The sequence below is a fragment of the Bacillus sp. FSL R9-9497 genome (assembly GCF_038005805.1).
Taxonomy (GTDB): Bacteria; Bacillota; Bacilli; order Bacillales; family Bacillaceae_G; genus Bacillus_A; species Bacillus_A cereus.
In genome coordinates this window covers 430245-457100 of record NZ_JBBOTY010000002.1, presented here as the reverse complement: position 1 = coordinate 457100, position 26856 = coordinate 430245, and the positions used below count along the sequence as shown (strand labels likewise).

The window sequence follows — 26856 nt, the reverse complement described above, 5'->3', positions numbered from 1 at the left end:
ATGTTTCTTTTCCTCATTTGACATTAGAAATTGAAATGGATGAGAACAAATTTGGAATGCTATTCTCAAAAGCTAATGAAAAAGAAGGGATTAATTCATTTATTCTTTCTTGCATTGGTTTCTTATCTACTTCTCCAAGTTCGTTCAAAAGTTCATTCTCTTCTAAAGACTCATCTCCATTGATTAACATCTTTAACATATCTGAGTTAATGATATCATGAGGCGAATGAACTAGCCCATTCATCATTATATATTTTTGGAGCATGGATGAATTCCCCTCATTCGCTTGCTTTACAGCTTGTTTAAGGTATAAATCAAAATATTTCTGTGCAAATTTCACACCTTTTAGTGGAACAGCTCCTACATGTTCAACACCTTTCCAACGTAAATCCGCAATTGAACTCAGCCACCATGCCGGTTCAATAGCTTGTTGCATACGTTGCAGCACCTTGCGTTCGAATCCAGGTTTATGAGTAGAATGTTCTTTTAAACAAGTATCTAACATTTCAGCTTCAATGGCGGCTACGGTCATTCCTTGCCCATAAATGGGATCAAAGTTACAAAAAGCATCACCTAACACTAATAATCCAGATGGCCAATTTTCCATTTGTTCAAAATGTTGACGAGTTGACTCACGTGCTCTAAATCCTCTTGGGACACTAATTGGTTCTAACTCTTTAATTAACTCCCTCATCATAGGGGTAACTAATGAATCCAGCTCTTTTTCATATTCTTTTGAATTGGTTGGTGGATAATGCGTACCTCCAGCAACAAATAGTAGCGCTTGAGCTATGTTATCTTCAATATATAATAACCCTACAGCACCAACTTTTTTAGCAGGATCTCCTTCAGAAATTGCACTCAATTTCTCTTTGATATGTGAAGGTACTTTATAATATCTCGTGCTATATCCGAAATTCACCTTTAAACGTTCTGGTTCTGGAACATCATAGCCCATAGATGTAAGCCATTTATTGAGTTTAGATTGACGACCACATGTGTCAACTACCAAATCGGTTAACACAGTTCGCTTTGTTTTTAATTCGTCCCGTTCTTGAATATTAATTCCAATAACACGCTTGTGATCAGACGAAGCTAAAATGCCTGTGACTACTTGCTTTGAATAAAAATGGACATTAGGAATTTCTTGGACACGTTGGCGGATTGTCCATTCTAACAATGCTCGACTGCTTGCTGCACCTTTTCGTTCTATAACTAGTTCCAGTGCCCCATACGGAGAAAATCGAATCATTTTATCATTCTTGACATTATGGGCCCCTAAATTTAATAAATCATCAACATATCCAGGAAAGAAACGGTTCATAATTATTTCTCCACGTGGTAATACACGATGAGGATGAAAGTCTTGGGGGGTACCTGGACGTTCAGATGGTTTTTGAGGTAACTCATCTTTTTCAACAACTATCACTGTCTCAAAATAACTGGAAAGCACGCGTGCAGTAAGTAAGCCTGCAATACCAGCTCCAATCACAAGTGCCTTTTCTCTTTTTTGCTGTTGATATAGTAATTGACTATCCATCAATAATCTCTCCTCTTTCTAAAAAGTATGTTTGTTCAACATGAATCTATTAAAACTTTTCCAGAAATCAGAATAAATGAATGATGATTCTTCATTATTTTAATCAAGGTGGTTCAAATCAGAAAGTACACTCAAATGAGTATCATTTTTTAACAAGATTCAGGTTCATATAACCTGTATAACTGCTCACCGTTTATAATAGTCTTTTGTAAATACCGCTTTATTCACCCTCTTTTTATATTTTTTATAATTTGCACCTTAAATGTATCACTTTTGTTATCCCTATAAATATTTAGGGTTTTTAGAAATATTTATTTAATTTTTAGTAATATTAGGATTCTATTTTATCAAATAAATACTAGAAGGTTTGAGAGAAGTATGTAATAATGCATAATAAATCAACTGGATATTATGATATACTTTCAAAGAACTAATACAAAATTTCTTTAGATTGGAAAACTGAAGTCTTATCTACCTAATTGTGGGGACGCCTTATGGCGTCTTTTCTTTTTATTATAAAAAACCCTCAAGCATCCATATGCTTAAGGGTTTATCAATTGAAAGGTAGAGCTGTTTGAAATTCTTTAAATTAAGAACAAAGCGGGATTACTCCTAAACCAATTAATAAAGCTGCAGCAAACACTGGAATTGGCGCAGGAATTTCGATACCTTCTACAACTAAAAAGTATTGTCCATTTACTACTTTAAAACAAACTAATTGCATGGCTAATCCTCCCTTCTGTTAGGATTAATACATTACATTAAAAACAAATTATTTATATAATTAAATAATTTGTTTTTAATGTAATGTATAATTTATCAACGTTCAAGGGAAACAGATTAATTTATCTTCCCTTATTTTCAAAAGGACCTGCTCAATTCACACATAAAAACATAAGGTAAATTGAACCCATTAAAACACATGGAATACCCCCTAGTTTTACCCTCTTATCTAAAGGAGGAACTATTATTATGGGATATGGTGGTAGTTGCGGCGAAGGCTGCGGTTTTGCTGGAGGCTTTGCTTTACTCGTTGTACTCTTTATACTATTAATCATTATTGGATGCAGTTGCTTCTGCTAAAAAACTATTAGAAAAGGCACTTTAGGGTGTCTTTTCTTTATGCGTAAGAACCTCGCCATCTTATGGAAATGGCGAGGTTCTTATCTATATTATTTATTATCTTGTTCCAGGCTTTTATCAAGATTAGAATTACCATTATTATGGTAACGTTGATAGTTCTCTTCATGTAGCCTTTGTTGTTCTTGTTCAACTTTATTATCATGATCAATTACCTTAATAACAAAAAATAATATTACGATTACAAACACTACAAATGGGATGAGAGCAGTTTTAGAAAGCTCCTTTAAATCCTCTTTTGCTTGTCGCTTTTCTTCTCCTGTTGAAAAGAGATAAGCAAACAAAGCTATTATAAATGCGAAAAAACCTAAGAGTATTTCTACAACTGCAAAAATAGCATCTAACATTACTTATGTATCCCCCTAATATAACATATATGTATTACTAATTAACCAATAATTCCCTTACACATTATATCACCTAGAATACATGAAAGTATAATATATTATTTGTATAGTTAATTTTATTAATTAACATGCATTACTATACAACAATTCGAATCGTCGGAAGACCCCTTAAGTTTTTTTTATGGAAAAATCCCCACACATTGTGTAGGGACCTTGTTTTTCTTACCATTTAATTTTTGTTGGATTTAACTTGGAAATATATCCACGTACTAATTGTTTTTTGTTACTGTCATAGATACCGATATCACCAGAGAAATTTTCCCAATATTCCCCTAAATAATCTTTTGATGGTACTTTCAAATCTACATTTAATCCCATTGCCCCAAAACTTGCCACCTGGCGCGCTGCTATGTCGCCTACTTGTTGCGCTCGTTCTTTCGTTGTTCCAGCTGGAACGATAACAACAATTCGAGTTAGATTGTCTTTTGCTTCAATATGGACGTCTTGCGCCTGTGCAGCCACCTTTATTCCATCCTTTGCTGTTTCGATGCCTAATTGGCTTAATTTCACATCTTTATTACGCGCTCCCTGGCCTTGTGCTGTCATCGATTGTTCCACTTTTTCTTTTGCTTGTGCCTCATTTAACCCGCTGACTTTCGGTTGTTCAACAGGCGTTGACTCTGCTTTTTGTTCTTCTTTAACTGTTTCTTTTACTACATTTTCATGCTGTTTTGACGTATCCGTCGATTGTTGCACAGTTACTTTCCTATCTTCTTGCTGCTTTTCTGCCTGAAATGCTTTAACTTTTTCTTTTTGTTCCTCTTTCTTCACATCTTGCTCTATTTTCGCTTCTTCAGTACCACACGCTGCCAATAATAAACCTGCTGCAATTGTTAAACCTGCTAATTTAATTGCTTTCATAATAAATACCGCCTTTTCATAATTTAATTCTTTCATATGTATAAACGAACTCAGCTACAAATATTGACTTTGTACTACATATTTGAATTATTTAAATGATAACATATTAATATTCAAATTCTTTATATTTAAATATTAATTTTATAATCTATTTTCAATCAAAACAAATTAATATTTGCATAAAACGTGGCAGTCATTCTTTTAAATCGATAGTGATAGGGTACCGCCACACATCCATCAAGCTAACAGAACAGATTACCCCCTAAACGAAAATTTTGTGTCTTTTTTTAGCGCAGAAGTTCATTATTATCGTTTTTTATGTTCCTTAACTTGATAGAGGTGTGGTGGATCCCTTTTTTAGAAGTAAATACTTCTAAAACCTTGAAGTATTTGAAAATCAATTTTATCTGCTTTTGTCCTTTGAATTATAAAATCTAATCCATTTTTGGTATTGTCCGCATATTTAGGCATTGCTTCAAGAGTATCTGTCAATGGTTTGTTGAAATCGTCCCAATGTATTGGAATAACAAGCTTCGGTTGTACTTTTCGTACAGTTTGCTTGTAATACGTATTTTGGAAAGTACTTTCCTGCTTTCCTAATACCCCTATTCCTAAAAACAAGACATCAGCTCGAATATCATCTAATACTCCTTCTATATAGTTAGCACTTGGTTTAACAAGGAAAGTTTTATTATTATGTGTAATCAAGTAATCATAAGAAGAGTCTTCATGATAATCTAGGGTTTTAGCAGGTTGTTTAAGTGGCTTTTTTATTTTTTCTCCTTCATCAAAGGTTGGTGAATGTTTCGATGGAAGGACAGTAACAGTAAAATCACCAAACTTCATAGCCTTATTTACTTCATATACAGACATCTGGTTCTTATTTATATCACCACCAATACCTATGTTAATTGCTGATTCTGAATCATATACATGTGTTCCAGTTCGTTTAGCTATATAAGCTAAATCAAACGCATGATCATAATGTGTATGTGCAATAAATAATCCCTTAAGTTTATTATTATCAACCCCTATTTGATTAAAAGCTTTATCCACAGTATCTTCATCTGTTTTTATATTGCTGAACAACATTTTTGGTAAGGATGGCCTAGAAATAAAACCATCAATCATTAATTGTGTATTTCCATCATCAAATAGTAAAGATGATGTTCCTAAAAATGTGACCTTTACCTCACCTTGATTCAATACTTTTTGTGTTGTTTTTGGAGCATAATACTCCTTGTATTGTTGAATATCTGCTGAAGGTGTTAAAAACTTGTAATAAACGAAAATAGAAGTGATTATTACTAGTACTAGTAATCCTATAAAAAACACCCTTAATTTTTTTCTTAATGTGTATTTCAAAAAACATTCTCCTTTCTAGACAAAAAATATTATTGTTTGCCTGTGCTAAATCCTCCTACTTGAGGCTACCACAAAGTATCTATAAAATTTAAAAAACGCCATCCTTTCCTATGATTCTACAGAAAGAATAGCGTATTTTTTCTTTTTATGGATACATTTTTTAGCACAATAACGATGGGTTGTTACCTCGAATATAATTATTTTATTTAAATGTCTCTTTTAAATTTGTTTCATATCTTTTCATAGGTTGGTATACAAGAACGTGTAGTGATAAACCTATCACTGCAGCAATGTTTAAAATAATACTTATAATCATTAAAGACCCTTCTATAACTGGAGAAAAGTATCCATTCGTACTTAACGTAGAAGAACTTATACCAAGTAGTAAAATCACTATTAGTAAAGGTAAGTTTTTAACCAATTTGAATCCCCCTTTAAATGTAATATCTTTATATTATTATATCACACACTAGTTTATGTAATTACTATAAGATAGTTATCTATGGGCAATTTCACATGTTTTTTTGTTACAAGTTAGCACGAAATTTTGTTCTGGAGTATTATAAAACTTCCGCTTAATGGCGATGTGGTTCTATCCCATCGCTATCAAGCTAAGAAATTCATTGTACACCCAAACGAAAAAAGATGAAAAAATAATAAAAAGCTTATCATTAAGTGCTAAAAGATAAGCTTTTTTGTCTATACTTATTAAATTTTATTTGATTTCTTCCATGCTAATACTGTAATAAGATATTGAATACCAAATAGGAAAGCAAAAAGTATAATAAATCTTGCTATTACTGATAACCATCCAACGAAATCTTCAGGTAAGTTATATTTGTATGTGGTAGCACCTATTGCGACAAAACATAAAATAAAGGTATTACTCATTTTTTCTTTTAACTTTTCATTTAATTGTTCTTTATTATTAATATCTGTTTCATAAATACCAGTCAAAATAGATTTAATAAAAAAGAATATCATATAAAAAATTATAATGGCTAATGAAGCAGCCCATTCTAAAAATGGACGGTGTAGATATGCTCCTCTTATTATAAAATCAACAAAAGCTATAAGTAGGACAATAATTCCAGATTGAGCCCAAATTTTCATTTCAATTTGTTGGATTCTTTCATCTGGGTGTGTACTGAGTGAAAACCATTTTTTTAGTTTTTCCATTTTAAAATTCCTCCCAAAATAATTTATCTAAACTTTTATCTAGTGTTTTAGCTGTATGAATGCAAAGTTTTAAAGAAGGGTTATAATTATTACTTTCAATAATACTAATGTTATGTCGTGTAACATTTACAATATTGAACAACCCTTGTTGGGTCAGACCTTTTTCAACCCTTGCAATCTTCACTTTACTTAAAGTCATTAAATACACCTTACTTGTAAAGATAACTTCACACCATAAATCTTATATTTTATATATTAAATTATTAACAACATTAATGCAATATATATTTTACATTTAGTCATGTATAGGTTGCAAATTCCTGTGTTTTTGTATCTAAAACTATCCTACAAATATAAAAAAATTCTTTCTGTAGAATCATAGGAAAGGGTGAATTTATTATATCTGTTTCTATATATAATAAACTAGAAGTATTTGTTCAAGAGATTCAAAGTTACTTGTACTTATCTCCCAATTAATTGTGCAATCTAACCTTTTCATCTACTAAGTTCTTTTACTAAGGAATAGAAACTAAAAAAGAAATAGAAATGAGCCTTTTTATTATTTTGTTCATCTTTTTTCTTTTTAGGAGAGATTTTATTTTTTAGCTTGATAACAATGTGGAGAAATCCTAGGTTTAAAAATCCCTTTAGTTACTGCATACTAGCAACAACCTTTTGAAATTTAGGTTACTGCGATGTATAATTATCAGAAAATCTAAGGAGTTTTATATATCGATAATATAAAAATAATAGCTGAGGTTCTGAGTATAGGGTTACAAATTGGTTTATTTTCAAAAACTGAAATAATTGATTGGGCTGATCAGACAATTGAAGCATGAGATAGCCCTTCTATTGAAATTATAGAAGTTTCTCTATCTAGTAATGATAAGTTGGTTGACATCGTACCTAAATTAAAAAACGTAAAAGGAACGTATGATAAAAAATTACCCGTAAAAATAATACTGGGGCTGTTATGGGATAAATTTATCCTAAATGAAGAAAATGTATTGAAAATAAAACCATTTATATCTAATTTGATACATAATGATTGCTGTGAGGGATTCAGTTATGTAGATGAACAGCTATATAATTTTAATGAGGACATTAATTTAGCAGTAGATAATATATATGGGAATCTAGAAGATATTAGTCAAGAATTAAAAAGCTTTCTATTTCCTTATAAAGACTTTAGTAATTATTTCAGTTTTTGGGAAACTTGAAAAATATTAAATTGATGGTGATTGTATTCCCTAATGTAGTTGGTGGAAATGTTAGTCTTGGATTAGCGCCAGTTGCAGCTTCTCAACTTTCACCTGGTGGTGGTGCTGGTGGGGTCATGTTCCCCCAAGTTGCCCCTATGCAACCTGGATTTGGTGGTAGATAAAAAAATTTAACAAATATTTTATTTCAGTATATAAAATTAATTAAGTATAGAAAAAACTACACTTAATATAGAAATGGACCAAATTTTTTTTAAAAAAAAGATCCTTTTTCAGTATCAATAACGAATTTCATGTCAACTAGCACCTCTTACGAGGCGCTAGTTGTTATTTTTGTTGTATACATATTAGAAGCATACGTTGACCGCAAACTAAAAAGGAATAAGTTGATCAAAACGGCCATCTTATGCTTCTTGTTACAATTTTAAACATAGAGTATACAAATTATTACACTTACTTTTCTTCACCGCTTGCTTGTATGGAATTAAACGTCCAATTTAATTTCAATGCATCTCCCTGAAATATATTTTGGCCTTCACCGCTATCTACGAATGTGAACATTACATAAAATGTATCATCATCACCTGGAGTAAATCCATTTCCTTCTCGATCTAAAATACCTTTCTTTACAAGGTCAGGAATACTTCCATTTTGCGTAGCTACCTTTAATTTAGATAATGTAGAATAGTACGTTTTTGCTTTACTCGTTGTACTCTTTATACTTTTAATCATTATTGGATGCAGTTGCTTCTGCTAAAATACTAAGGGAAAAGACACTCTTATTTGGGTGTCTTTTCTTTATTTCTCAATATAAGAGCTATAAAAATATGCTATGATTTTAATAGAAATTCCCTTGTGTGCAATGAGATAGTAATACCCAACAAAAACCCACCTATTTCCGTAGGTGGGCCTTATCTTTATTACACAATCCAAATTATACTCTGATTTTCCCATCAACTTTATGCAATTATACATATCTGGAAAAAATACACCGAATGAATTTTATATATAGTAAAATAATAAACGTGGATACATTCTATAAAGCAGATTCTTTTGAAAGGCGTAACATACCAATCATTATGGAAGGTGTCGCGTCACTCTAATACTGATCTCAAATCTCTTGTACTTTGTAAACTAACAATCTGGTGTATATAGACGATTCTGTTTTATAGGGTGTGTTTACACGTATAACAAAGGGATAATACGGATAAGTTTATACTAAATGAACGTGGTTCAAGTCGGAGGAAGGCACCTTAGGGTGTCTTTTTTTGTACATAATAAAAGCCTCACCATCCTATGGAAACGGTAATTCCTTTAAAACAAATAATAATTGTAAATATATTAATTTTACATTACATTAAAAGTTAGAGAAAGCTCTTATACTAATACAGTGCTAAATAGTAGGTGAAAAAATGGAATTTAACGATTTGGGTATTACCATTAAAGAACTTAGAATAAAAAAAAACATATCACAATCCGAATTGTGTCATGGAATTTGTTCACAAAGTCAAATTAGCAAGATCGAAAAAGGTGTGATTTATCCATCTAGCATATTGTTATATCAATTATCAGAAAGACTTGGCATTGATCCGAATCATATATTTGCACTAACTCAAAACAAAAGATTAAAATATACAGAAAATGTAAAATACGTAATAAAAGATTGCTTAAAGCAAAAACAATATAAAGAACTTTATGAAATAGTAAAAAAAGAGAAAAACTTAAATAATTTTCAAACAAAAGAAGAGAAACAATTTCTAATATGGCATGAAGCAATCGCTATATTTGAGGTAAATAGATCAACAAAAACTGCTTTAACTCTTTTAAATCATGCATTAAAACTAACTTTAACCAATTCTGATTTTTTATCAGAAAGAGAAATACATATTATGCAAACAATGGCTATATTTCATGGAGAAAACAAAGAATATGAAAAAAGTATTACGATATTAAAAAGATGTTTAACTAATTTTAATAAGTTAGATCTTCCTAGAGATAAAGAAATTAAATTAAAAATCATTTTCAATTTAGCAAAATGTTTAGACTTCACATATCAACATGAAGAGGCAATAAAATACATTGATAGGGGCATCAAATTAGCAATTAATCTAAATACTTTATACCTATTAGGTGAACTATTCTATTTAAAAGGTCAGTGTTTATTAAAGATTAAACAACACAATGTAGAAGATGTTGTTTATAACTGGAAAAAAGCATTATTTATATTTGAACTAACAGAAAAAGAATATTATATAGAAATGGTACAAGATGAACTTATTGAAATACAAAATAAAAAACACTCATAATTTCGTAAAAACTACTAAAAAAAACCACAGGAAAAGTTTCCGTAGGTTTTACATTTATAAACATATTATTATTTTTTATAAAACCGCATCTCCAATTATTAGATAACTATCTAATCCATTGGAAATGCGGTTTACTTAGGTCATTAATGTTTCAGCTATTCTCTTTATTTGAAAATTACATCTACCATACTAATTTAATATTATATTCCTGAAGCCAACTATTAACTTGAAGTAAATAATCTATTATACCTCTTGCATCATTACCTGAAATTACTTCGTCTTTTCCTTCTGCAATAGCACGAACTCTTTCTACATTAATTAATGGCAAAATAGGTGATTCAGGATTGTTCAACACATGTAACATCCAATCACTAATACCTTGTAGATAAGAGGCATCCTTAGTGCTTGGATATGCACTTTTTTTGCGATAACGTACATCCTCTGGAAGTACATTTTCAAAAGCTCTACGTAAAATACCTTTTTCAATATTGTCTATGCTTTTCATTTCGAATGGGACATTCCATAGGTATTCTACAAGCCGGTAATCGCAAAATGGAACTCGTACTTCAAAGCCATTCATCATACTTGTGCGATCTTTTCGTTCTAGCATAAATGGCAAGAAACGTGTAATAAACATGTAAGACATTTGACGTTGCTTCATTTGCAGATCACTTTCACCTTCTAAAAAGGGAACCTCAGCAACTGCATCTTCAAATTTTTGTTTTTGATATTTTTCAGGGCTAATCTTCGCTTTAAAATCCTCTGATAAAATTTCTGTACTATACCATAAATTAACACTCCAAGGGAATATCTCTGCATCTAGAAACTTCTCTTGATGGAACCATGGATATCCTGAGAATACTTCATCTGCGGATTCGCCTGAAAGTGCAACTGTTGCGTCTTTTTTCATTTCCTTAAATAGCAAATAAAGAGACGTTTCTAGTTCTCCAACTCCAGGTAGATCACGCGCTCGCATTGGAGTTAATAAATACTCTATTAAACTATCTGATCCTATCTCTATAGAATGATGCTTTGTTCCTACATATTCAGCCACACGTTTCACCCAAGGTTCATCACGATCAAAACGAAGGAAGTCTTGCTCAAAGTCTTTTTCATCATTGATGAAATTCAGGGAATATGTATGAAGGCGTTCCCCTTTATTCCCAAATTCATTTCCTGCTAAACCTGTCAAACCACTGGAATCTAAACCTCCGGAAAGCATAGATACCACTGGTTTATCAGCAATTAACTGCCGTTTAACCGTATCTTGTAAAATGGAGCGGATTGTCTCGACTGTTGTATCAATATCATCAACATGTTTTTTACTTTCAAGTTTCCAATACTGTGTCGTAGTCGAGCCATTAGAGGTAAACGTCATATAATGGCCAGCACGCACTTCATGTATATCCTTGAAAATAGCATGACCAGGAGTACGTGTTGGTCCAAGACAGAATATTTCAGAAAGTCCTTCTTTATCTACCTCTGCATCTACAAGCGGATGCGAAAGTAAAACTTTTAACTCTGAACCAAAGAGAATTGCGCTTCCCCTTTGAGCGAAAAATAAAGGCTTCACGCCTAGATGGTCACGACCAAGCATCAATTTCCCAAATCTTTCATCCCAAATACCAAAAGCAAAAATCCCATTTAAGTGTTGAATACAATCTTCTTGCCACTCTAAGTAAGCATGTAGTAATACCTCTGTATCTGACTTGGTCTGAAATTCATGACCTTTCTCCTCAAGTTCTTTACGTAATTCTTGATAGTTATAAATTTCTCCATTGAACGTAAGGCCAATCGTATCATTTCCATCTTTATACAGCATAGGTTGAAGGCCACCTTCAGGATCAATGACGATGAGACGTCGATGACCTAATGCCGCTCGTTTTGAAAACCAATGCCCCTCTGCATCAGGCCCTCGATGAATGATAGCATCTGTCATTTTTTTTAACGTTTCTTGTTCATGAGACAGGTCTTTAGACCAGTCTATCCACCCTGCAATTCCACACATAGTGTCTACCTTCTCTCAAATAGTATAGAAACCGACTGAAATCAAATATCAGTCGGTTTTCCGTAAAAAAATCCGACTAAAAGTATCTTTTAGTCATGTTTATATAATAAAACGAATTAAATAAAAAATCAAACAATTCACTCAAGAAAGAAATCACTGTCCCCTTTCACTTGAATTCTCATCGTCCGATTATAAAAATTATTACCTCAAACTTTCAACTTTATCCCTAGGTTATAAAGTTGCATTCTATTATAGTTATATACTAGAAATAAGAATGGTGTATGTTATTCTATAAGAAGCAAATAGAGGATTTTCTATTAGGAGTTACAAAATTACAAATGAACTGATACAGAATGTAAAGACAGAAAACTTCGCTAAATATTTCAAGGATAGGGTGTAGACAATGATCAAATTAGAAAAAGAAAATAAAAAAATGAAAATCATTCAATCTGCCACAATACTGTTCTCTACGCGTGGTGTCCGTAACACAACGGTTGATGAAATTGCAAAGACAGCTAAAGTTGGTAAAGGTACTATTTATTATTACTATACAGATAAAACTGAAATATTATGCGACTGCTATATGCGTCATATTCAGCTTAAACGCTCACAATTATTTAATTTATATAAAGAAGAAAAAGATGTTTTACTTCGAATACAAAAAATTCTTCATTATATCAGCCTAGAATATCATCAAGATCCGTTTGTTTCTACACTCTTTCAAGAATATAAAGAGTACCATTCACCTGAAATTACAACTTGTTTTAAACAATCTGAAGAAGAAGCAATTAACATGATAAGTAATTTACTCGAAAAAGGTTATCAGCAAGGAGCTTTGCATAAGGTACCATTACCGCTTACAGCTTTTATGTTAGTACGAATGATTTTTAACTACGAACAGGATTATATAAAAAATGATAAAAGTGATACAGAATTTCTGCAGTTGCTAAAACATATGCTTCTTAAAAACTAGTTTTAACCACATACAAAAAATAAGTGCGGTGCAATTATATGAAGAAGAACGTGAATAATAGATGGTTTAATAAGCTCTTTTCAGTTTGGACAAACCTGCAAAATATCCAACGCTTATGTAGGAATGACTGATAAAATCCCAACCCGTGTAATTGTTCATCGACTAATAAAAGAATAACAGCGATTACAAGATCAAACTGTAAGGGAAAAAAGAATGAAATAAAGTATTCTGCTCGTAGTTAATACTTAGCGATATTAACAAGAAGTACCAATCATTTACTTGTGCTGATGGGAGAAGTAAATGATTGGTATTCTTTACGTTAGCCAATATAATTTTAATTTAAAACATGATAAGCATTCTTCCTCATTCATCGTTGCAAAAAAATAAAACGAGAAAGATTAGAATGCGAATTCAGGTGATGTTTTTATCATGTACTAATATTCGAGTTCATTTCAATGTGCTTAAGCTTTTTATTTTTTACCCTATTAGATATGGGTTTACATTACTAATCTAATTAAATCAGATTTCTTTACGCACCCTCTTCTGAATCCCACACTTCAGTAAATTGAAAACCTTTTAATTCACTCTCTAAAATTGCATTTTTGAATTGATCTGATACTAAAAGATAGTTAGGATGTACCTTCCCATTTATATTCAATTTAAAAATCGGTTCGTGCTGGACAACATAAGGAATAAATACAAATTTTTTACATCCTATTATTAAACCTGAACTTAACTTATCAAAGATTGTTTTATTAGTATCAAGTGCTTCCAACACCCTTAAAACATGCATAGCATAGTATTTTTTATTTGTTTGTTTATGAATTAATGGTAAAAATTCAATATTATCTCCTACTATAGGTTCTAAAACATTCTTGGCTTTTTCACTAATTATTTGTACACCAGACTTTCCCCAAAAAATAGGGGAATCGCTTAATTTCCCATCATCTTTTACCTCAATAAACTTAGGCGTCCATGAATCTGACAAACTCACCATAGAATTAAAACTAGTTTTAAAATATTTTTTATCCTCTTCATAGTTCAATAATTGAAAGCTTTCATAATCATCAGTCGAGCTTTTTAATTGCCAAATCTTCATATATATTCCCCTTTATTATTACCATTTATATAGTTATTTCTTGGGTTCATTTAATCGTAAATTGCCTTCTAATAAATCTCTTCTTATCCATGTAACACTCTCTGAGTTCACATTCCTTATTTAATTCTTGTAAAAAAATAAAAAACAGACTAACCTTTAAAATGTTAGTTCGTTTTTAATAAATCATTAAATTAATATCAGGCAAGTGAACTACCCGCCACTTAACGTCCTAACGGACTGTTTGAAGTGGCGGCTTCTCGGTTAATCATTACTTTTGATAGCTAACGAATTTGTCCTTAGACAGCCGAGCTAACTCCCTTGTTCCAAAGGTTTTGTTATTGCAATTTATCCTAACGCTAATAGGCGTATTGCTTCATTTTTGATATTAATAGCTGCGTTATAATCTCTATCGAGATTTACACCGCATATACAAGAATAAATTCGTTCAGACAAAGTCATATTTTTTATATTTCCACAATTGCTACATGTTTTGGTGGAAGGAAACCATTTGTCTATTTTCAAAAGTTGTTTTCCTTGTTCGTTTAGTTTATAAGCTAAGAAAGAAGTGAACATACCCCATCCATTATCAGTGACACTTTTTCCAAAATGAAGTGCTTGCGACATTCCTTTCATGTTAAGATTTTCAATAGCTACGACATCAAAATGAGTAGCTAACTTTTTAGACTCATGATGAAGGAAATTCTTACGTTGGTTAGCTACTTTCTCATGTAACTTAGCTACACGAATACGTTGTTTATGCCAACGCTCAGAACCTTTATTACGCCTTGATAATACTCGTTGTGCCTTTGCTAACTGGTCTAACATGTTACGATAGAAATTAGGATAATTGGCTTTCTCATCCTCAGAACTAACGTATAATCCATCCATCGCAAAGTCTAACCCCACAACTGTTTCTACTTCTTTTTGTACAATTTCTTTTTCATATTCAGTCAAGATGGACACATAGTATTTACCCGTAGGAGTCATAGAAATCGTACATGACTTGATTCTATAATCTTGTGGTATCTCTCTATGTTGTTTGATACGTACCATTTTGAGTTTTGGCAATTTGATATGACCATTCAGCAACAAAATATTTCCGTTTACTACATTCGTTGTATAAGACTTTCTGTCTTTTTTACTTTTGAATGTTGGGAAGTCATTTTGACCACTAAAGAAATTCTTATAGGCAGTTTGCAAGTTTAGTTGAGCATTTGCCAAAGCTAATGAATCCACTTCTTTTAACCACTCAAATTCTGCTTTATATTTCGCGGGAGTTGGAGGCTTTTGTTTCTTTAGTTGCTCCCTATCATCTTTGTATTTTTCGTACGCTTCTTTTCGTTCAGCTAACATTCTATTATATACAAAACGTACACAATCGAAGGTTTTATGCATAAGATATGCTTGTTCTTCTGTTGGATACAAACGGAATTTATATACTTTATTGTGCTTTGGCATATCATTTCACCTCACTTTTCGCCTTGATTTTCAATATATTTCTTTACTACGTCTATTGGAGAATCCCCAGTAGTTAATAAGCAAAAACTTCTTGACCAAAACATCTCTTTCCAAAGTTTCGTTTTCACTCGTGGAAAGTCTCTCTTGATGAGTCGAGAACTTGCACTTTTATAAGCATTAATAAATTTTGTCATTTCTGTATTCGGATGAGCCTTGAACAAAATATGAACATGGTCTACATCATGATTCCACTCTATCAATGTTATGTTGTAATTCTCAGATAACCTGACAAACATGTCTTTTGCATAGTCTGATATATCATCATTGAACACATTTCTTCTGTATTTCACAACCAATACAAGGTGATAATATAGCAAGAACACCGAATGATTATTATTATCTAATTTTATTGATATACCAACCTTTATTCTTTATAAGACTGATTCTATCAGAGGAAAAATAAAAAGCAAAGCCTTTTGGCTCCGCCAAACCGAAATTCGTCTCCCACCTATCGTCGGGCTACGCCCTTCACACGCTTGAGGAAGGAGACTTCTTTCGGGAAATAAGTTAAAAATGAATTTCAAATTATGTTTAACATTAATTATTTTTATCCATTGGTATTGTATTTAGTGCTAAACCAATAGATCCTAATTTTTCAATTATTTTTTTTGCTTTACCATATGGAGCTCCTTTTACTAATGTAAAAGGAAGGTTTTTCGATCCTTTTAATAGTTCCCCTGTTGAAATATCAAGTGCGAGTACACTTTTTATCTTTACTAAATCTTTTAATCCTCCATTAGGAATTTCTATTAACACTATATTACACGTATCAGGGATTTCTTCTTTTATTTTCTGTATTTTTTGATTCAAACACCCCGTATTTACCCATTCAATAAAATCTAATGTAACTACAGTGGCATGATTTGGATTCATATCACCAGAATCAACAGCCCTTACTTCTCGTACATCTGCACCTTGCGACATTAAAAAAACATTGCCACTACCATCATCACCAATAGCAACATAACCATTTGCATATTCTGCTACTTCCCAAGTCTCATTTCGTTCTATAATATCATCAGTACCATAAATTATTAATCCTCCACCTATAGAAAAACCATTTGTATACTTCAATAAATCTTTATGTACATTTGGTAATTTAACTTTCATTACATCTTCTATTTCTTGAATTTCAATATCATTTGCTGGCTTATTTTTTATTAAACCAGAAACATTAGATAAATTTATCATTTTTTCACAAAACCTCCCAAACTATCAAAATATTTATAAGCATCTACCAATACTTTTCTTGCAGTTTTCTGATCAACTCCTGCCTCAATCATTTCTCTATAGCTTACATTAAATTCATAATTTATATCAGTATCATATCCTTCAAGCCTTCTTCGCTTTCTTTGCATAGCAGAAATTTTCGCATGAGGTAAACCAGAACTTGATGGTAAAAGTATTGCTTGAGCTTTCTTTTCGTTATAATCAAATCCACCCTTAATAGCCCATCTTTTAGCCCATTCATTTTGTATAGGATGATGTGATTGTATTCGATTATCAGCAGCTATATTTTTATTTCCTGGAGCACGATTAACCGCCGGACTTAAATAACCATGTTCATCGATATCTCCTTTTTGATATCCCCCTGGTCTTTTTGCATTTCCTAGCTTTATATTCATTCCGTTATTTGGACTACTTGCTTTAACCAAATAATCTTTCATTGTAGGTATTTCAATTTTCATAGAACCCATACCTGCAATAGCCAGACGGTCTCCCATTTGCAAATTACTTGTAACACTTGATAAACCTTTTGTTAATGTAGTTACATTGCCCACTTGTCCCAATTTACTTACTTTACTTAATCCTTTATCACCAATAAGCCCAAGTCCAATTTGTGTAAAAGCATAACTTCCCCACTTAGCACGACTTTCAGCGTCTCCATTTATTACATCATTAATAAACGAATCTGATAATGTGTTCCACATAGCAGGTAAGGTTTCACTTAAATGAGTAAAAGCGTACCCCATGTTCTCCCATGTTTCCCATTTACCAAGTGCCACAACACCATCTATTGTATCTTCAACTGCTTGACCCGTACCTTCTAAAATACCATCTATAATTTTTTCAGAAGTAGATTTTTCAGGAGGTTTCTTGCACACCGCTCCCTCTTCCATTGATCCTTCCTTTAAAAGATTATCAACTTGACGTTTTCTTTCATCAGCAATTTCTTGGATCGAAACGGTCCAATCCATATTTAATCCTTGTGTACTAAACGTACCACTTACAGGACTAAATCCTTTTCCACTTTGGACTTCAGCAAGGCCGGCAGTAAGGCTAGCTACAAGTTGAAGAGCTGTGTGGTAGTTATTACTGGACGTATAGTTAAATTCATATAGATGCTCTAATTTTTCTTGCAGTTTTTTTCTCATCTCCACTAAAATAATAACCATGGCATCTATTCCAGGCAACACTGTAGCAATACTAATCGATTCTATACTTGAGATCATTCGATTAATTTCTTGAATTTGCTCTCTTATTTCTTGTTCAATGACATCTGTGGAAGCAACTTGTGATTGAAAATCGCTTGGAAATGCATCATTTTGACGGATTAATTCTTCACATAAATAAATGATACCTTGTGCTAAAGGACGAAAAGTTTGGACAAAAAATATTTTTGCACTACTATATGTTTGCCCTTGTAAAACTGTATCAGTTGCAAAGGTATCAATTGATTGGATTGCTTGCTCCATAGCTTGGATAGTAGCGACACATACAGCATTCATGCTTTGGGTTTGATTTTGTACTTCCCCTAAATACATATTTAAACTCATGCTTTATCCTCCCTTTTTAATCGCTGTTGCCGATAGATAAGGTCGGTTTCTAAATCAATAAGATTGCGTCTTTCTTTAAGTAATGTTTCTTTTTGATTTTCCAATTCCAATGTTAATTTCCGCTCAATATGTTGTGACTCTTGAAGCTTATTCATAAAAAAATGAGAAACATCTTTATCACCATGCCATGTTTCTAAAACCCTATTAAATAAACGTTTTTTTTGATTTCTCAATTCGTGAAAGTCCATTTCTGCTTGTCTCTGGATTTGAATCTCCGTTTGATTTCGATCCTGTTTTTCAAATACTATCCGTAATTCATGATTAAATTCATTTATTTGCTTTTCCACATCTTGACTCATCTTATTCTTCCTACCCTTCTCCCTTTACCGTAGGTTGCCACATTAGCGAAATGTCTTTTGTAGTTCGTTATCCATTCTTTCAAAATCCTTAGCTACTAAATGAATATTATCAATTGCTTGTTGAAAGGCCCCACAAAATTGTCTAGTCAAATCTAGCATTTGTTGATTCGCTTCTTGCGCCTGAGCATTAACAGATAGTGTAGTACGGCTCGCCTTTGTTATAGAACGATTTGTCGCACCTTGAATTGTATCCGATGCATTTTTCATTTGTGTAGCAATTTGTGTAGCCGTTTGAAAATTACTTTGAAAGTTTCCCATCATTTAAACCCCTTCTAGTTCCAAAATCATCAAGAAAATTATACCATGTAAGAATATTTCAATGTATCAAATATTTCTAGTAAGGAATTGATAGCTCTTAATGATAAGAATGAAGCTTTTCATACCGAATTTCAATTAAAGATCGCTTCAACAGATGTAGTTGAACTAGAACTATTAGAACAAATTGAAGAGATTGACTGAATCAGAACAAATACTGAAATTACAAAGCAAGTTATGCCACTAGCAGGTATGGGTGCAATGAGGAACAAATATTTTTATGGAGTTTGGTTTAGGATGGATTGGAGATAAAGGAGCAGGCCAAATTGGAAAAGTAACTTCCCTTGGAGATCTGTAAAGTTAACGAAATTTTCAGGTGATACACCTTATATTTCAAGCCACTTACCATTAAAAGATCGATTTGCTTTTGCTGGTGGAGATGGTTTGCGATCTAGATTTGACACACCAGACTTTAAACAAGCTGAAGAAAAACTCTCTACCTATCAATTTGCTAGTAGTGGAAGAATTAATAGTAGCAGAACTAATGGTGGCAATGTTCCGTATAGTTTTGATTCATCACTTATGGAGCACCTTTTTCACGGGGAACTAAAACAAAAATGGTGGGGACTAAAAGCTGTTGGATATCACCATGAAAGTATGATGGGTGGAGGAGAAATAGTTAGAATTACCCATGCACCAAATTCTGCGGGAGTATATAGAGCAAAAGTAAAAGTAGACGGTGAAACAAAAAATGCGCTTTCTTCATTTTTCCCTAAGGATTGGGATAGAGTACAGGTACTTGATTCTATCAAAGAAGCATAAGATAATAAGATTCAAGTCGATACAGTTAGATATGTAGGACAAACATCCCACGGATTTAAAGTAGAAATGATTATACAAAATAATGAGATAATAACAGCATATCCTGTTTATACTAGGAGGTAAAAAATGAAATATACATACGAATTTTATCGTGATGGACTTGGCGGATTAAGAATACGTTTGCCAAAAGAAATTTCTATAATTTCTCATTTCTTGGAAGATATTTTAGATGATGAAGCAGATGAGTATATACAAATTTTAGATAATGTAGTAGACCAAAAAGTTCCGCAATATGAAATAGAAGGGAACGTAGCAGCAGTCTACATTGAACCTAATTACACCAGTGCTATTAACTTATTTATGAGTGCTCCAAATAACCAATGTAAAATTGAGACCTCTGAATTTAGAAAACTACTTGTGTTGTGGCAAGATACAGTGGTAGCAGAAGGGAAAGATATAGAAGTATAAAAGAAAACTACCTTCTGTGATATTTAGATCATAGATGCTAAACTCAATAAAATCAAAGGTAGGAATATATTAAATATATTTCTACCTTTTTATTATGTGGCGAGACTCCACATCCATTAACTTAAAAATTTTTTATTTAACAGGAATTGTACTTGCAGGAATATAAAAGATTTTACAATTAAGATGCTGCACTTAATATTGTTAACAGTTATTTTTGCTTATCCTTCATTAATTGTAAACTACCACCCTTAACCCCTATGTTTTTCCGGTACAAGAATAAAATGTTAAAAACAGTTTTAAAATGAGTTTCTTTTTCACCTTGTAAGCTGTAGAGCTTTCATATATTCCCCTTTTCTTTCAAGGGCCTTTTTTGCATCCTTAGCCGTTAATGCAAAATCTACTGCAATGTTCTGTAATAACTCCTTATTAGCTTACCTGAAGAAATCTCTTAGTTGTTGATTTGCTAACCTTTCTTGTTTACTATCAATCAATTAAAAAAAGAATTTTTTTGTTTAAGTGCTACTTTAAAATCTTAAGTTGATGGATGTGTGAACGAACCGCTACTAAAATTCTTGCTTTTAAATCATTATTACTGTATTATATTTACATATAAACATGAGGATTATAGTATATAAAAAGGGATCAAATCTATAAGTAAGATTTAAATCCTTTGCCAAGTCAAAAAGACTTTGCCAAAATCTAATATAATTTATGCTTGTCTTTTTAATATGTATCTAGTAATAACATATTTTTTATCAATAGAATTCTGTTTTCAATGATAGGAATTAGTGTTCTAAACAAGGAACCATACAAAGTGATCTGAAAAACCTGAGAGATATTGTATGTAGTTTGCTCATCTCCCGGTACTACAATAAAAGAGCCTTACCTCTCTAGGCAAGACTCTACTAGTTTAGTTGTATAATATTTACGTAATAACTAAGAAACAGAAAATATATAACACCAAATAGCAGCACCCTATTACTCCTCCTACAGCTAATACCTGTTTAACCCAACTCTTAAATTTTTGATTACTGTAAATCGCTTGCACTCTTTCCATATTTCCTCCTATTAAGGACAACCCTTATAGACTCTCACCTTGCTATGGTAACATTAAAAAATGGCTAATAGAGGCCTAATGTATAAATATGCAATATTGCATACATAAATGTATTGTTATAATTGTAAACGCTTACTATAATAAAGTTATAAAGATTCACTAAATCTTAATACGAAAAAAGAGGAGCAAATAATATGGAAATCGCAATGGCAGTTTTAAAATTTCTAGGTGGAGCAATCCCATTAATTCAAGAACTTCTAAAAGCATTTATGTAAATTCACTATTTAGCAATTATTTATAAAAATTATCATACAAATGATCTGTATATCAAAAACGAATTGATTTACAGATCATTTGCGTGAGCAAGTTCCCTTTAACATGACTAAGAGACTTTTTTAATTTTTAAATATGACTAATGTCTCCCATTTTATCGTACTGATTACCTATACGAGGTTTTAAAAGAACCACCTTGACTAAAATGATAAAACAAGAAATCGAAATGAGCCCCTTTTTTATTTTGTAAGCAGTAAAGCTTCCATATAATGCTCTTTTCTCTCAAGAGCTTTTTTTGCATCATCAGCTGTTAATATATAATCTACTGCAATGCTCTGTAATAGCTCCTTATCCGCATTTGGCAACTGAATCGTTATCTCTTCCACACTACTCTTATTATTTCCATTTGTCTTATTAAATTCTTGAATACCTCTTGCCAGCTCTGCTAATTTTTCCATATGCACAGGATTGTTTACATCCAAAAATATATTACTTCTAAAAACTGCCGTAACATATTTCTTTACATTTTTCTTTTCTTTTTCTGCTTCTTCTTTTTTATCAAAAACAATATTTCCCGTATACATTTGTTCAAACGTAAATATATCGTTATTCTCTTTTCCAGCATAATATGTATGGAACTTTTCTTTTACATCATTCGCTTCTTTTTTGATTTTATAATTATCACTATCTACTTTTGGGGAGATTCGTCCATCCAAAGCTAGCTGAAACTGCAAATACGGTTCATTTACTTGCTGTACATGAGCTATCCGTACATCTGGCCCCAGTAAATCTTTATAATTCCCCGGTATTTCAACTTCATTTAGTTTAACAGAAAAACCATACTGCGATTTTGTATAACTTTGAGCTTTTTGTTTAATTTCTTTATCCGATATATCACATGATGTTAATAGTATTAAACTAAACATCATACTACATGTTATTTTCATATGGTATCTCCTTTTATGCTTACTTCATATACATAAATGCTAATATAGATTTCCGATAAAGTCACGAAGTTTAACAAAAAAAGAGCAGTTTTAAGTTGCTATGTTTATACAATTTCATATGAATCAGAGTTAAGTTTAAAGGAAGTAAATCGTGAGTTTTCTCTTTATACAATCATTTAACTTACTAACACTTTTCATAAGATATTTACACACTGCATTTAGGTAAAGAAATACAGAAATGTGTTTTTTTCTTTGTACTATCTAAATTTATGCTCCCTCCATGTTTTTCTACTATATGCTTAGCAATAGTTAATCCAAGACCTGATCCCCCATTATTTTCTCGAGAATCATCTACTCGAACAAATGCATCAAAAATACTTTGTTTCATATCCTCAGGTATTCCAAATCCATTATCTATAATGTTTATATATACTTTGCTTTCATCCTCAATTAACGATACAAACACGGTCGTACCTGCCGTATTATACTGTAGAGCATTAGATATTATATTAGAGATAGCACGGTATAGTAACCTGTTGTTAATTGGAGCAATCACTTCTTTAGAGGGTATTTGATATTGAAGGATTAAGCGCTTCGCTTGAAATAAATCATAATATTCTACAAGCAATTCACGAATAAACTCAGATACATCAGTTGGATGTACTTCAAAAGGGTAATCAGAATGCTCTAATTTAGACAGTTCAAAAATATCTTCAGTTAATACCGCAATGATTCGAATCTTATTATATATTACATTCAAAGTTCTTTCTCTTTCACCTTTTTCAGTAATGATCCCTAGTTGTAATGCTTCAACATAACCTTGAACGGTTGTAATTGGTGTCCTTAAATCATGAGACAAATCTACAAGCATCTTCTGCTTGGTTTCTTCCAACTTCTTCTTCTCTTTCTCTATTTTATCCAGTTTTTCCGACATAACATTAAACGAATGCTGTATTTGCATTAACTCAAAATATGTTTCATAGTTTAACCTTTTATCATATTTTCCACTAGCAATTTCCTCAAATCCAGTTGCTAGTTTATCCAATGGCCTGGTTATTTTCCTAGCAATTTGCCTACTAAATATATATACATTCATAGAGAAAAATACAAAAAATAAAACGATTGTAGTAAGCAATATCTTATAAAAAACATATACGTATTCCTCATTTTTATCAGAAAACGTATATTCATACTTTATTGCTTTTTTAGGAACCTTAACAAGGCAATATAATATTTCACCTTTTTTCGTTACAAATGTTGCTACAGATGAATAATAAGGAAGCTTGTCATTATCAAAAAATAAAGTAGCAAATTCTTTTTGTGAATATGATAAAAGCTTATCCTTCTTTTCCCCTTTGGTATAGATAACTTGTAAATTTTCATTAAGAATTTCTACCCAACCACCAAATGATTCTATTGATTCTGAATTAATAGTTTCAAAGTTTTCACGCAATACTTCACTTGCTTTTAAATTATTTAGCTCTCCTAGTTGCTTTTCTGTTTGGTACATCAAAAATATAAATAAGATTATCACCGTGAAACCTATTGCTAGTGCAAATATAACGTAATTTTTAATTAAGATATATAAAACTTTATTTTTCATAAAGTTCTTCCTTCCTAGCAAATCTATACCCAAGTCCCCGGATCGTTTTTATATAAACTGGATTCTTTGGAGAATCCTCTAATTTCTCTCGCAGTCTACTAATATGAACCATAATCGTATTATCATCTGCACAGTAATAATCCGACCATACACTTTCAAAAATTTGTTTTTTAGTAAAAATTCTCCCTGGTTCTTCCATAAAAAGTGTTAAGATTTTATATTCCGTAGCACTGAGAGAAATGGATTCGCTTGATTTATAGAGTGTACAAGAATGATGATCTAATACTAAATCACCCATATGAATTTGCTTCTCCTTACCTTCTACAGCCTTATCATTAAATTCATAGGACCTTCTAAGGTGAGCTTGAACTCTAGCTATAGTTTCTAAAGCACTAAATGGCTTTGTAATGAAGTCATCTGCTCCAATCCCTAAACCTATAATTTTATCTACTTCTTGAGATTTGGCTGACAATATAAGTATTGGGAATTGTAACGTCTCACGAATCTTTTTAATTAATTGGTAACCATCCATTTTAGGCATCATAATATCAACGATAGCTAAATCAATATGATTTTCTTCTAGACACTTTAAGGCAACTTCCCCATTTAAAGCCTCTATAACAAAAAAATTTTCCATTTCTAAAAAAAGCTTTAAAAGATCAATAATATCTTTGTCATCATCAACAATTAATATATTTTTTTTCATACTCTCCCTCGCATCGGTCAGAATTTTCAAAAATCCATTTAAGGTTATTGTAAGGTAAATGAAAGTGACATGAAAGACTAACCGTTTAATATACAGGTATGAATTAAAAAAGGAGGCATTATCACATGAAAAAATTTGTTGGAATTGCGTTAGCAGCTACCATTGGAATTGGAGGTTTAGGAACTTTTGCTACTACTAAAACTCACGCTGCAGTAAACAATCCAGAATCAACAAAATCGTTTTATCAAGTATCTGATGTGCAAGGTGAATTTATGCACATTAAAGTGGGGAAACCTTGGTCAATGACGCCAAGCGGAAATCAATACAAATATGTCTTATTTAGTGAAAATAAAATTTATGTCAACCCTAAAACTGGTGTAGTAACAGCATATGAAGAAGGAGCAGCTGAAGGCAGAGTACTCGATAAAAATGGAAATGTTGTTGCTATTTGGTATATTACAGCTTTTAAATAATGAAGGGTTAATTTTACAAGGTTGAAAAGAGCATCTTTAAGTTTATTATGAAAGTAGTAAAAGAATTTCAAAACTTCTAATTACACTAAAATAAAAAAGCTTATCCTTTAACACGTAATGATAAGCTTTTTTATTATTCTTTTCATTTTTTGTTTTAGGAAGTATTTCTTTAAGTTGATAGCAATGCGGTGCTATCCCATCACTATAAAGCTAAAACTTTATAGTGCCCCCAAAACAGAAACAACGGGTTGCATTTATATAAATAGCTTTTAAAAAATTAATAATTTTGTTTAGGGATACTTTAAGTTTTTAGCTTGAATGACATATAGTGTTAACTCATACTGAGTGATTAGACTATTAAACTTAAAAGTGTTGTTTTTAGCATTCTAAATAATCGGGTTCAATGTATTTTTCTGTTTCAGGAGAGCTTTTAATTTCTATTGGATATTTCTTAAAAGCTACAACAGTGATCCTATCTTCTTGAACTAAACTTCTGGATTCATTTATAGAAGAGAAACCTGTTCGCGTTAAAAAATTGTATAGAGAGGATTTTGTCATCCAAAAACTAGTAACGTTATCTAATGATGCCCATTTTGATTTTAAACGTTCTTCTATTGATGAATTAGCAGAGTGTTCTAGCATTGTGTGCCCCTTATATTCATAATTTTTATAAAGTACTGACACATTAGGAGTAGAAGTGATATGAGTATCAATTATTACAAACCTTTTGCATACTTCATACACTTTTTCTAAAAAGGGGAATACATCTGAGCAGTCTAAATGATATAAAATACCAGAGCATAAAACAATATCAAAATGACCATATTTTTCAGCACTTAAATTTCTTACATCATCTTGATAAAAGGTTAAGTTTTCCAACCTTAATAAATCTTTAGCGAATATAGCTTTTTGTATGTTTGATTCTCTTCCTTCTATCCCTACAACAGTTGCTCCTTGCATAGCAAACTCAATAGCGTAATGCCCCTCTAAACAAGCTAAATCTAAGATTCGAAGATTTTTAAAATCACATTGTGTGATATCTTGAATCATTGTCACAATTTTTTTTAATGCAGGATTTGGTTGTCGAATATCTCTTGTATATAGAGTATCCGTTAATTTAATATCATAAGCGGTCCATTCACCATATTTACGAATAATGTTTTCTTTTTCGAGAACAAAATCTTTCATAATACAATTCGCCACCTTTAACATAATATTATGTGTAATATATACCTTAATAAGATCAATATATGTATGTATAACTTGTATTTAGACGAAGGTAAACATTTTAAAGCTTCTCACTTTATCATGTGGTACGTCCACGATTCCTTCTTTTTGGGAGCCACTCGCAAATTTAGAACAATATGCAGCTCAAATAGTCAACTAATTAAACTACCTATTCATCTCATCTATCTAAATTATAGAAATAATTCTAATTTA

Annotated in this window: 27 protein-coding genes and 6 pseudogenes; 11 read left to right on the top strand and 22 right to left on the bottom strand. The window is 31.7% G+C overall.

What is annotated here, in order from left to right:
- Nucleotides 1–13 precede the first annotated feature (13 nt).
- Together MKY21_RS29735 and MKY21_RS29730 are read right to left on the bottom strand one after the other, a co-directional pair.
- Nucleotides 14–1540: an NAD(P)/FAD-dependent oxidoreductase gene (locus tag MKY21_RS29735; RefSeq protein ID WP_098878139.1), complete on the bottom strand. Its 1527-nt coding sequence runs from the start codon at nt 1538–1540 to the stop codon at nt 14–16.
- Between the two features lie 589 nt (nt 1541–2129).
- The gene (locus MKY21_RS29730; protein WP_341078334.1) at nt 2130–2264 is read right to left on the bottom strand and encodes a hypothetical protein; all 135 of its coding nucleotides are present in this window, start codon (nt 2262–2264) and stop codon (nt 2130–2132) included.
- Between the two features lie 248 nt (nt 2265–2512).
- Between MKY21_RS29730 and MKY21_RS29725 the strand changes: the two genes are divergently transcribed.
- Complete coding sequence (locus MKY21_RS29725; protein ID WP_000540371.1) at nt 2513–2623, top strand: YjcZ family sporulation protein; 111 nt, start codon at nt 2513–2515, stop codon at nt 2621–2623.
- A gap of 89 nt (nt 2624–2712) precedes the next feature.
- Here MKY21_RS29725 and MKY21_RS29720 read toward each other — a convergent pair whose 3' ends face one another.
- The 6 genes from MKY21_RS29720 to MKY21_RS29695 all read right to left on the bottom strand — a co-directional run bounded on the left by MKY21_RS29720 (nt 2713) and on the right by MKY21_RS29695 (nt 6691).
- Nucleotides 2713–3027: a hypothetical protein gene (locus tag MKY21_RS29720; RefSeq protein ID WP_000882894.1), complete on the bottom strand. Its 315-nt coding sequence runs from the start codon at nt 3025–3027 to the stop codon at nt 2713–2715.
- Nucleotides 3028–3249: 222 nt separating this feature from the next.
- Entirely contained in the window at nt 3250–3984 is a 735-nt protein-coding gene (locus tag MKY21_RS29715) for a hypothetical protein (RefSeq protein WP_003304189.1), read from the bottom strand.
- Nucleotides 3985–4305: 321 nt separating this feature from the next.
- Nucleotides 4306–5313 (bottom strand): MBL fold metallo-hydrolase, encoded by a 1008-nt coding sequence (locus tag MKY21_RS29710; RefSeq protein ID WP_341078331.1) that lies wholly within the window; start codon nt 5311–5313, stop codon nt 4306–4308.
- A 202-nt stretch (nt 5314–5515) separates the two neighbouring features.
- Nucleotides 5516–5734: a hypothetical protein gene (locus MKY21_RS29705; protein WP_000240396.1), complete on the bottom strand. Its 219-nt coding sequence runs from the start codon at nt 5732–5734 to the stop codon at nt 5516–5518.
- A 287-nt stretch (nt 5735–6021) separates the two neighbouring features.
- Nucleotides 6022–6492 carry a DUF6773 family protein gene (locus MKY21_RS29700; RefSeq protein ID WP_000413129.1) on the bottom strand — a complete coding sequence of 157 codons (471 nt, stop codon included), beginning with the start codon at nt 6490–6492 and terminating at the stop codon, nt 6022–6024.
- 1 nt (nt 6493) lies between these two features.
- Nucleotides 6494–6691: a helix-turn-helix transcriptional regulator gene (locus tag MKY21_RS29695; RefSeq protein ID WP_097998423.1), complete on the bottom strand. Its 198-nt coding sequence runs from the start codon at nt 6689–6691 to the stop codon at nt 6494–6496.
- Between the two features lie 532 nt (nt 6692–7223).
- Between MKY21_RS29695 and MKY21_RS29690 the strand changes: the two are divergent.
- Both MKY21_RS29690 and MKY21_RS29685 read left to right on the top strand, forming a co-directional pair.
- A pseudogene (locus MKY21_RS29690) lies at nt 7224–7712 on the top strand (hypothetical protein).
- Nucleotides 7709–7876 (top strand): hypothetical protein, encoded by a 168-nt coding sequence (locus MKY21_RS29685; protein WP_172851996.1) that lies wholly within the window; start codon nt 7709–7711, stop codon nt 7874–7876. The pseudogene MKY21_RS29690 and the gene MKY21_RS29685 overlap by 4 nt, the downstream one beginning before the upstream one ends.
- Nucleotides 7877–8165: 289 nt before the next feature.
- Here the strand turns inward: MKY21_RS29685 and MKY21_RS29680 are convergent.
- Nucleotides 8166–8396 (bottom strand): annotated as a pseudogene (locus MKY21_RS29680) (TasA family protein); the annotation flags it as partial.
- 10 nt (nt 8397–8406) lie between these two features.
- Between MKY21_RS29680 and MKY21_RS29675 the strand changes: the two are divergent.
- Nucleotides 8407–8469 (top strand): annotated as a pseudogene (locus tag MKY21_RS29675) (YjcZ family sporulation protein); the annotation flags it as partial.
- 655 nt (nt 8470–9124) lie between these two features.
- Nucleotides 9125–10018, top strand: coding sequence for a helix-turn-helix domain-containing protein (locus MKY21_RS29670; protein ID WP_098472632.1), 894 nt, complete (start codon nt 9125–9127; stop codon nt 10016–10018).
- Between the two features lie 181 nt (nt 10019–10199).
- Here the strand turns inward: MKY21_RS29670 and asnB are convergent, their stop codons facing one another.
- A complete protein-coding gene (gene asnB, locus MKY21_RS29665) occupies nt 10200–12026 on the bottom strand; it encodes an asparagine synthase (glutamine-hydrolyzing) (protein WP_172852039.1) in 1827 nt (608 codons plus the stop codon).
- A 403-nt stretch (nt 12027–12429) separates the two neighbouring features.
- On the opposite strand from asnB, the gene MKY21_RS29660 reads away from it, so the two are divergent.
- Both MKY21_RS29660 and MKY21_RS29655 read left to right on the top strand, forming a co-directional pair.
- A complete protein-coding gene (locus MKY21_RS29660; RefSeq protein ID WP_000593070.1) occupies nt 12430–12999 on the top strand; it encodes a TetR/AcrR family transcriptional regulator in 570 nt (189 codons plus the stop codon).
- A 66-nt stretch (nt 13000–13065) separates the two neighbouring features.
- Nucleotides 13066–13406: pseudogene (locus MKY21_RS29655) on the top strand (IS4 family transposase); the annotation flags it as partial.
- Nucleotides 13407–13528: 122 nt separating this feature from the next.
- Here MKY21_RS29655 and MKY21_RS29650 read toward each other — a convergent pair.
- The 7 genes from MKY21_RS29650 to MKY21_RS29620 all read right to left on the bottom strand — a co-directional run bounded on the left by MKY21_RS29650 (nt 13529) and on the right by MKY21_RS29620 (nt 19073).
- Nucleotides 13529–14098 (bottom strand): imm11 family protein, encoded by a 570-nt coding sequence (locus tag MKY21_RS29650; RefSeq protein WP_097846107.1) that lies wholly within the window; start codon nt 14096–14098, stop codon nt 13529–13531.
- Nucleotides 14099–14443: 345 nt separating this feature from the next.
- Entirely contained in the window at nt 14444–15556 is a 1113-nt protein-coding gene (locus tag MKY21_RS29645) for an RNA-guided endonuclease TnpB family protein (RefSeq protein WP_341078324.1), read from the bottom strand.
- 11 nt (nt 15557–15567) lie between these two features.
- Nucleotides 15568–15966 carry an IS200/IS605 family transposase gene (gene tnpA, locus MKY21_RS29640; protein WP_000762720.1) on the bottom strand — a complete coding sequence of 133 codons (399 nt, stop codon included), beginning with the start codon at nt 15964–15966 and terminating at the stop codon, nt 15568–15570.
- Nucleotides 15967–16153: 187 nt separating this feature from the next.
- On the bottom strand, nt 16154–16807 hold the full coding sequence (locus MKY21_RS29635; RefSeq protein ID WP_097846106.1) for an SMI1/KNR4 family protein: 654 nt from the start codon (nt 16805–16807) through the stop codon (nt 16154–16156).
- Nucleotides 16804–18393: a T7SS effector LXG polymorphic toxin gene (locus MKY21_RS29630; RefSeq protein ID WP_341078322.1), complete on the bottom strand. Its 1590-nt coding sequence runs from the start codon at nt 18391–18393 to the stop codon at nt 16804–16806. Before MKY21_RS29630 ends, MKY21_RS29635 begins: the two co-directional genes overlap by 4 nt.
- Nucleotides 18390–18752 (bottom strand): DUF3958 family protein, encoded by a 363-nt coding sequence (locus MKY21_RS29625; protein ID WP_098295278.1) that lies wholly within the window; start codon nt 18750–18752, stop codon nt 18390–18392. Before MKY21_RS29625 ends, MKY21_RS29630 begins: the two co-directional genes overlap by 4 nt.
- Before the next feature lie 42 nt (nt 18753–18794).
- Nucleotides 18795–19073, bottom strand: coding sequence for a TIGR04197 family type VII secretion effector (locus MKY21_RS29620; RefSeq protein ID WP_000971917.1), 279 nt, complete (start codon nt 19071–19073; stop codon nt 18795–18797).
- A 259-nt stretch (nt 19074–19332) separates the two neighbouring features.
- Between MKY21_RS29620 and MKY21_RS29615 the strand changes: the two are divergent.
- Nucleotides 19333–20012, top strand: a pseudogene (locus MKY21_RS29615) (EndoU domain-containing protein); the annotation flags it as partial.
- 3 nt (nt 20013–20015) lie between these two features.
- Complete coding sequence (locus tag MKY21_RS29610; RefSeq protein WP_000878116.1) at nt 20016–20357, top strand: hypothetical protein; 342 nt, start codon at nt 20016–20018, stop codon at nt 20355–20357.
- 925 nt (nt 20358–21282) lie between these two features.
- On the opposite strand, the gene MKY21_RS29605 is transcribed toward MKY21_RS29610, so the two are convergent.
- On the bottom strand, nt 21283–21414 hold the full coding sequence (locus MKY21_RS29605) for a hypothetical protein (RefSeq protein WP_341078319.1): 132 nt from the start codon (nt 21412–21414) through the stop codon (nt 21283–21285).
- Nucleotides 21415–21502: 88 nt separating this feature from the next.
- On the opposite strand from MKY21_RS29605, the pseudogene MKY21_RS29600 reads away from it, so the two are divergent.
- A pseudogene (locus MKY21_RS29600) lies at nt 21503–21689 on the top strand (hypothetical protein).
- Between the two features lie 237 nt (nt 21690–21926).
- Here MKY21_RS29600 and MKY21_RS29595 read toward each other — a convergent pair.
- From MKY21_RS29595 to MKY21_RS29585, 3 genes are all read right to left on the bottom strand, one after another.
- Nucleotides 21927–22634, bottom strand: a complete 708-nt coding sequence (locus tag MKY21_RS29595) for a hypothetical protein (protein ID WP_341078317.1) — start codon at nt 22632–22634, stop codon at nt 21927–21929.
- Between the two features lie 205 nt (nt 22635–22839).
- Nucleotides 22840–24237: a HAMP domain-containing sensor histidine kinase gene (locus tag MKY21_RS29590; RefSeq protein WP_341078316.1), complete on the bottom strand. Its 1398-nt coding sequence runs from the start codon at nt 24235–24237 to the stop codon at nt 22840–22842.
- Nucleotides 24227–24943: a response regulator transcription factor gene (locus MKY21_RS29585; protein WP_341078314.1), complete on the bottom strand. Its 717-nt coding sequence runs from the start codon at nt 24941–24943 to the stop codon at nt 24227–24229. The genes MKY21_RS29590 and MKY21_RS29585 overlap by 11 nt, the downstream gene beginning before the upstream one ends.
- Nucleotides 24944–25068: 125 nt before the next feature.
- On the opposite strand from MKY21_RS29585, the gene MKY21_RS29580 reads away from it, so the two are divergent.
- Nucleotides 25069–25416 carry a hypothetical protein gene (locus tag MKY21_RS29580; RefSeq protein WP_098321714.1) on the top strand — a complete coding sequence of 116 codons (348 nt, stop codon included), beginning with the start codon at nt 25069–25071 and terminating at the stop codon, nt 25414–25416.
- A 378-nt stretch (nt 25417–25794) separates the two neighbouring features.
- On the opposite strand, the gene MKY21_RS29575 is transcribed toward MKY21_RS29580, so the two are convergent.
- Nucleotides 25795–26604 (bottom strand): class I SAM-dependent methyltransferase, encoded by an 810-nt coding sequence (locus MKY21_RS29575; RefSeq protein WP_000651395.1) that lies wholly within the window; start codon nt 26602–26604, stop codon nt 25795–25797.
- Nucleotides 26605–26856: the final 252 nt, after the last annotated feature.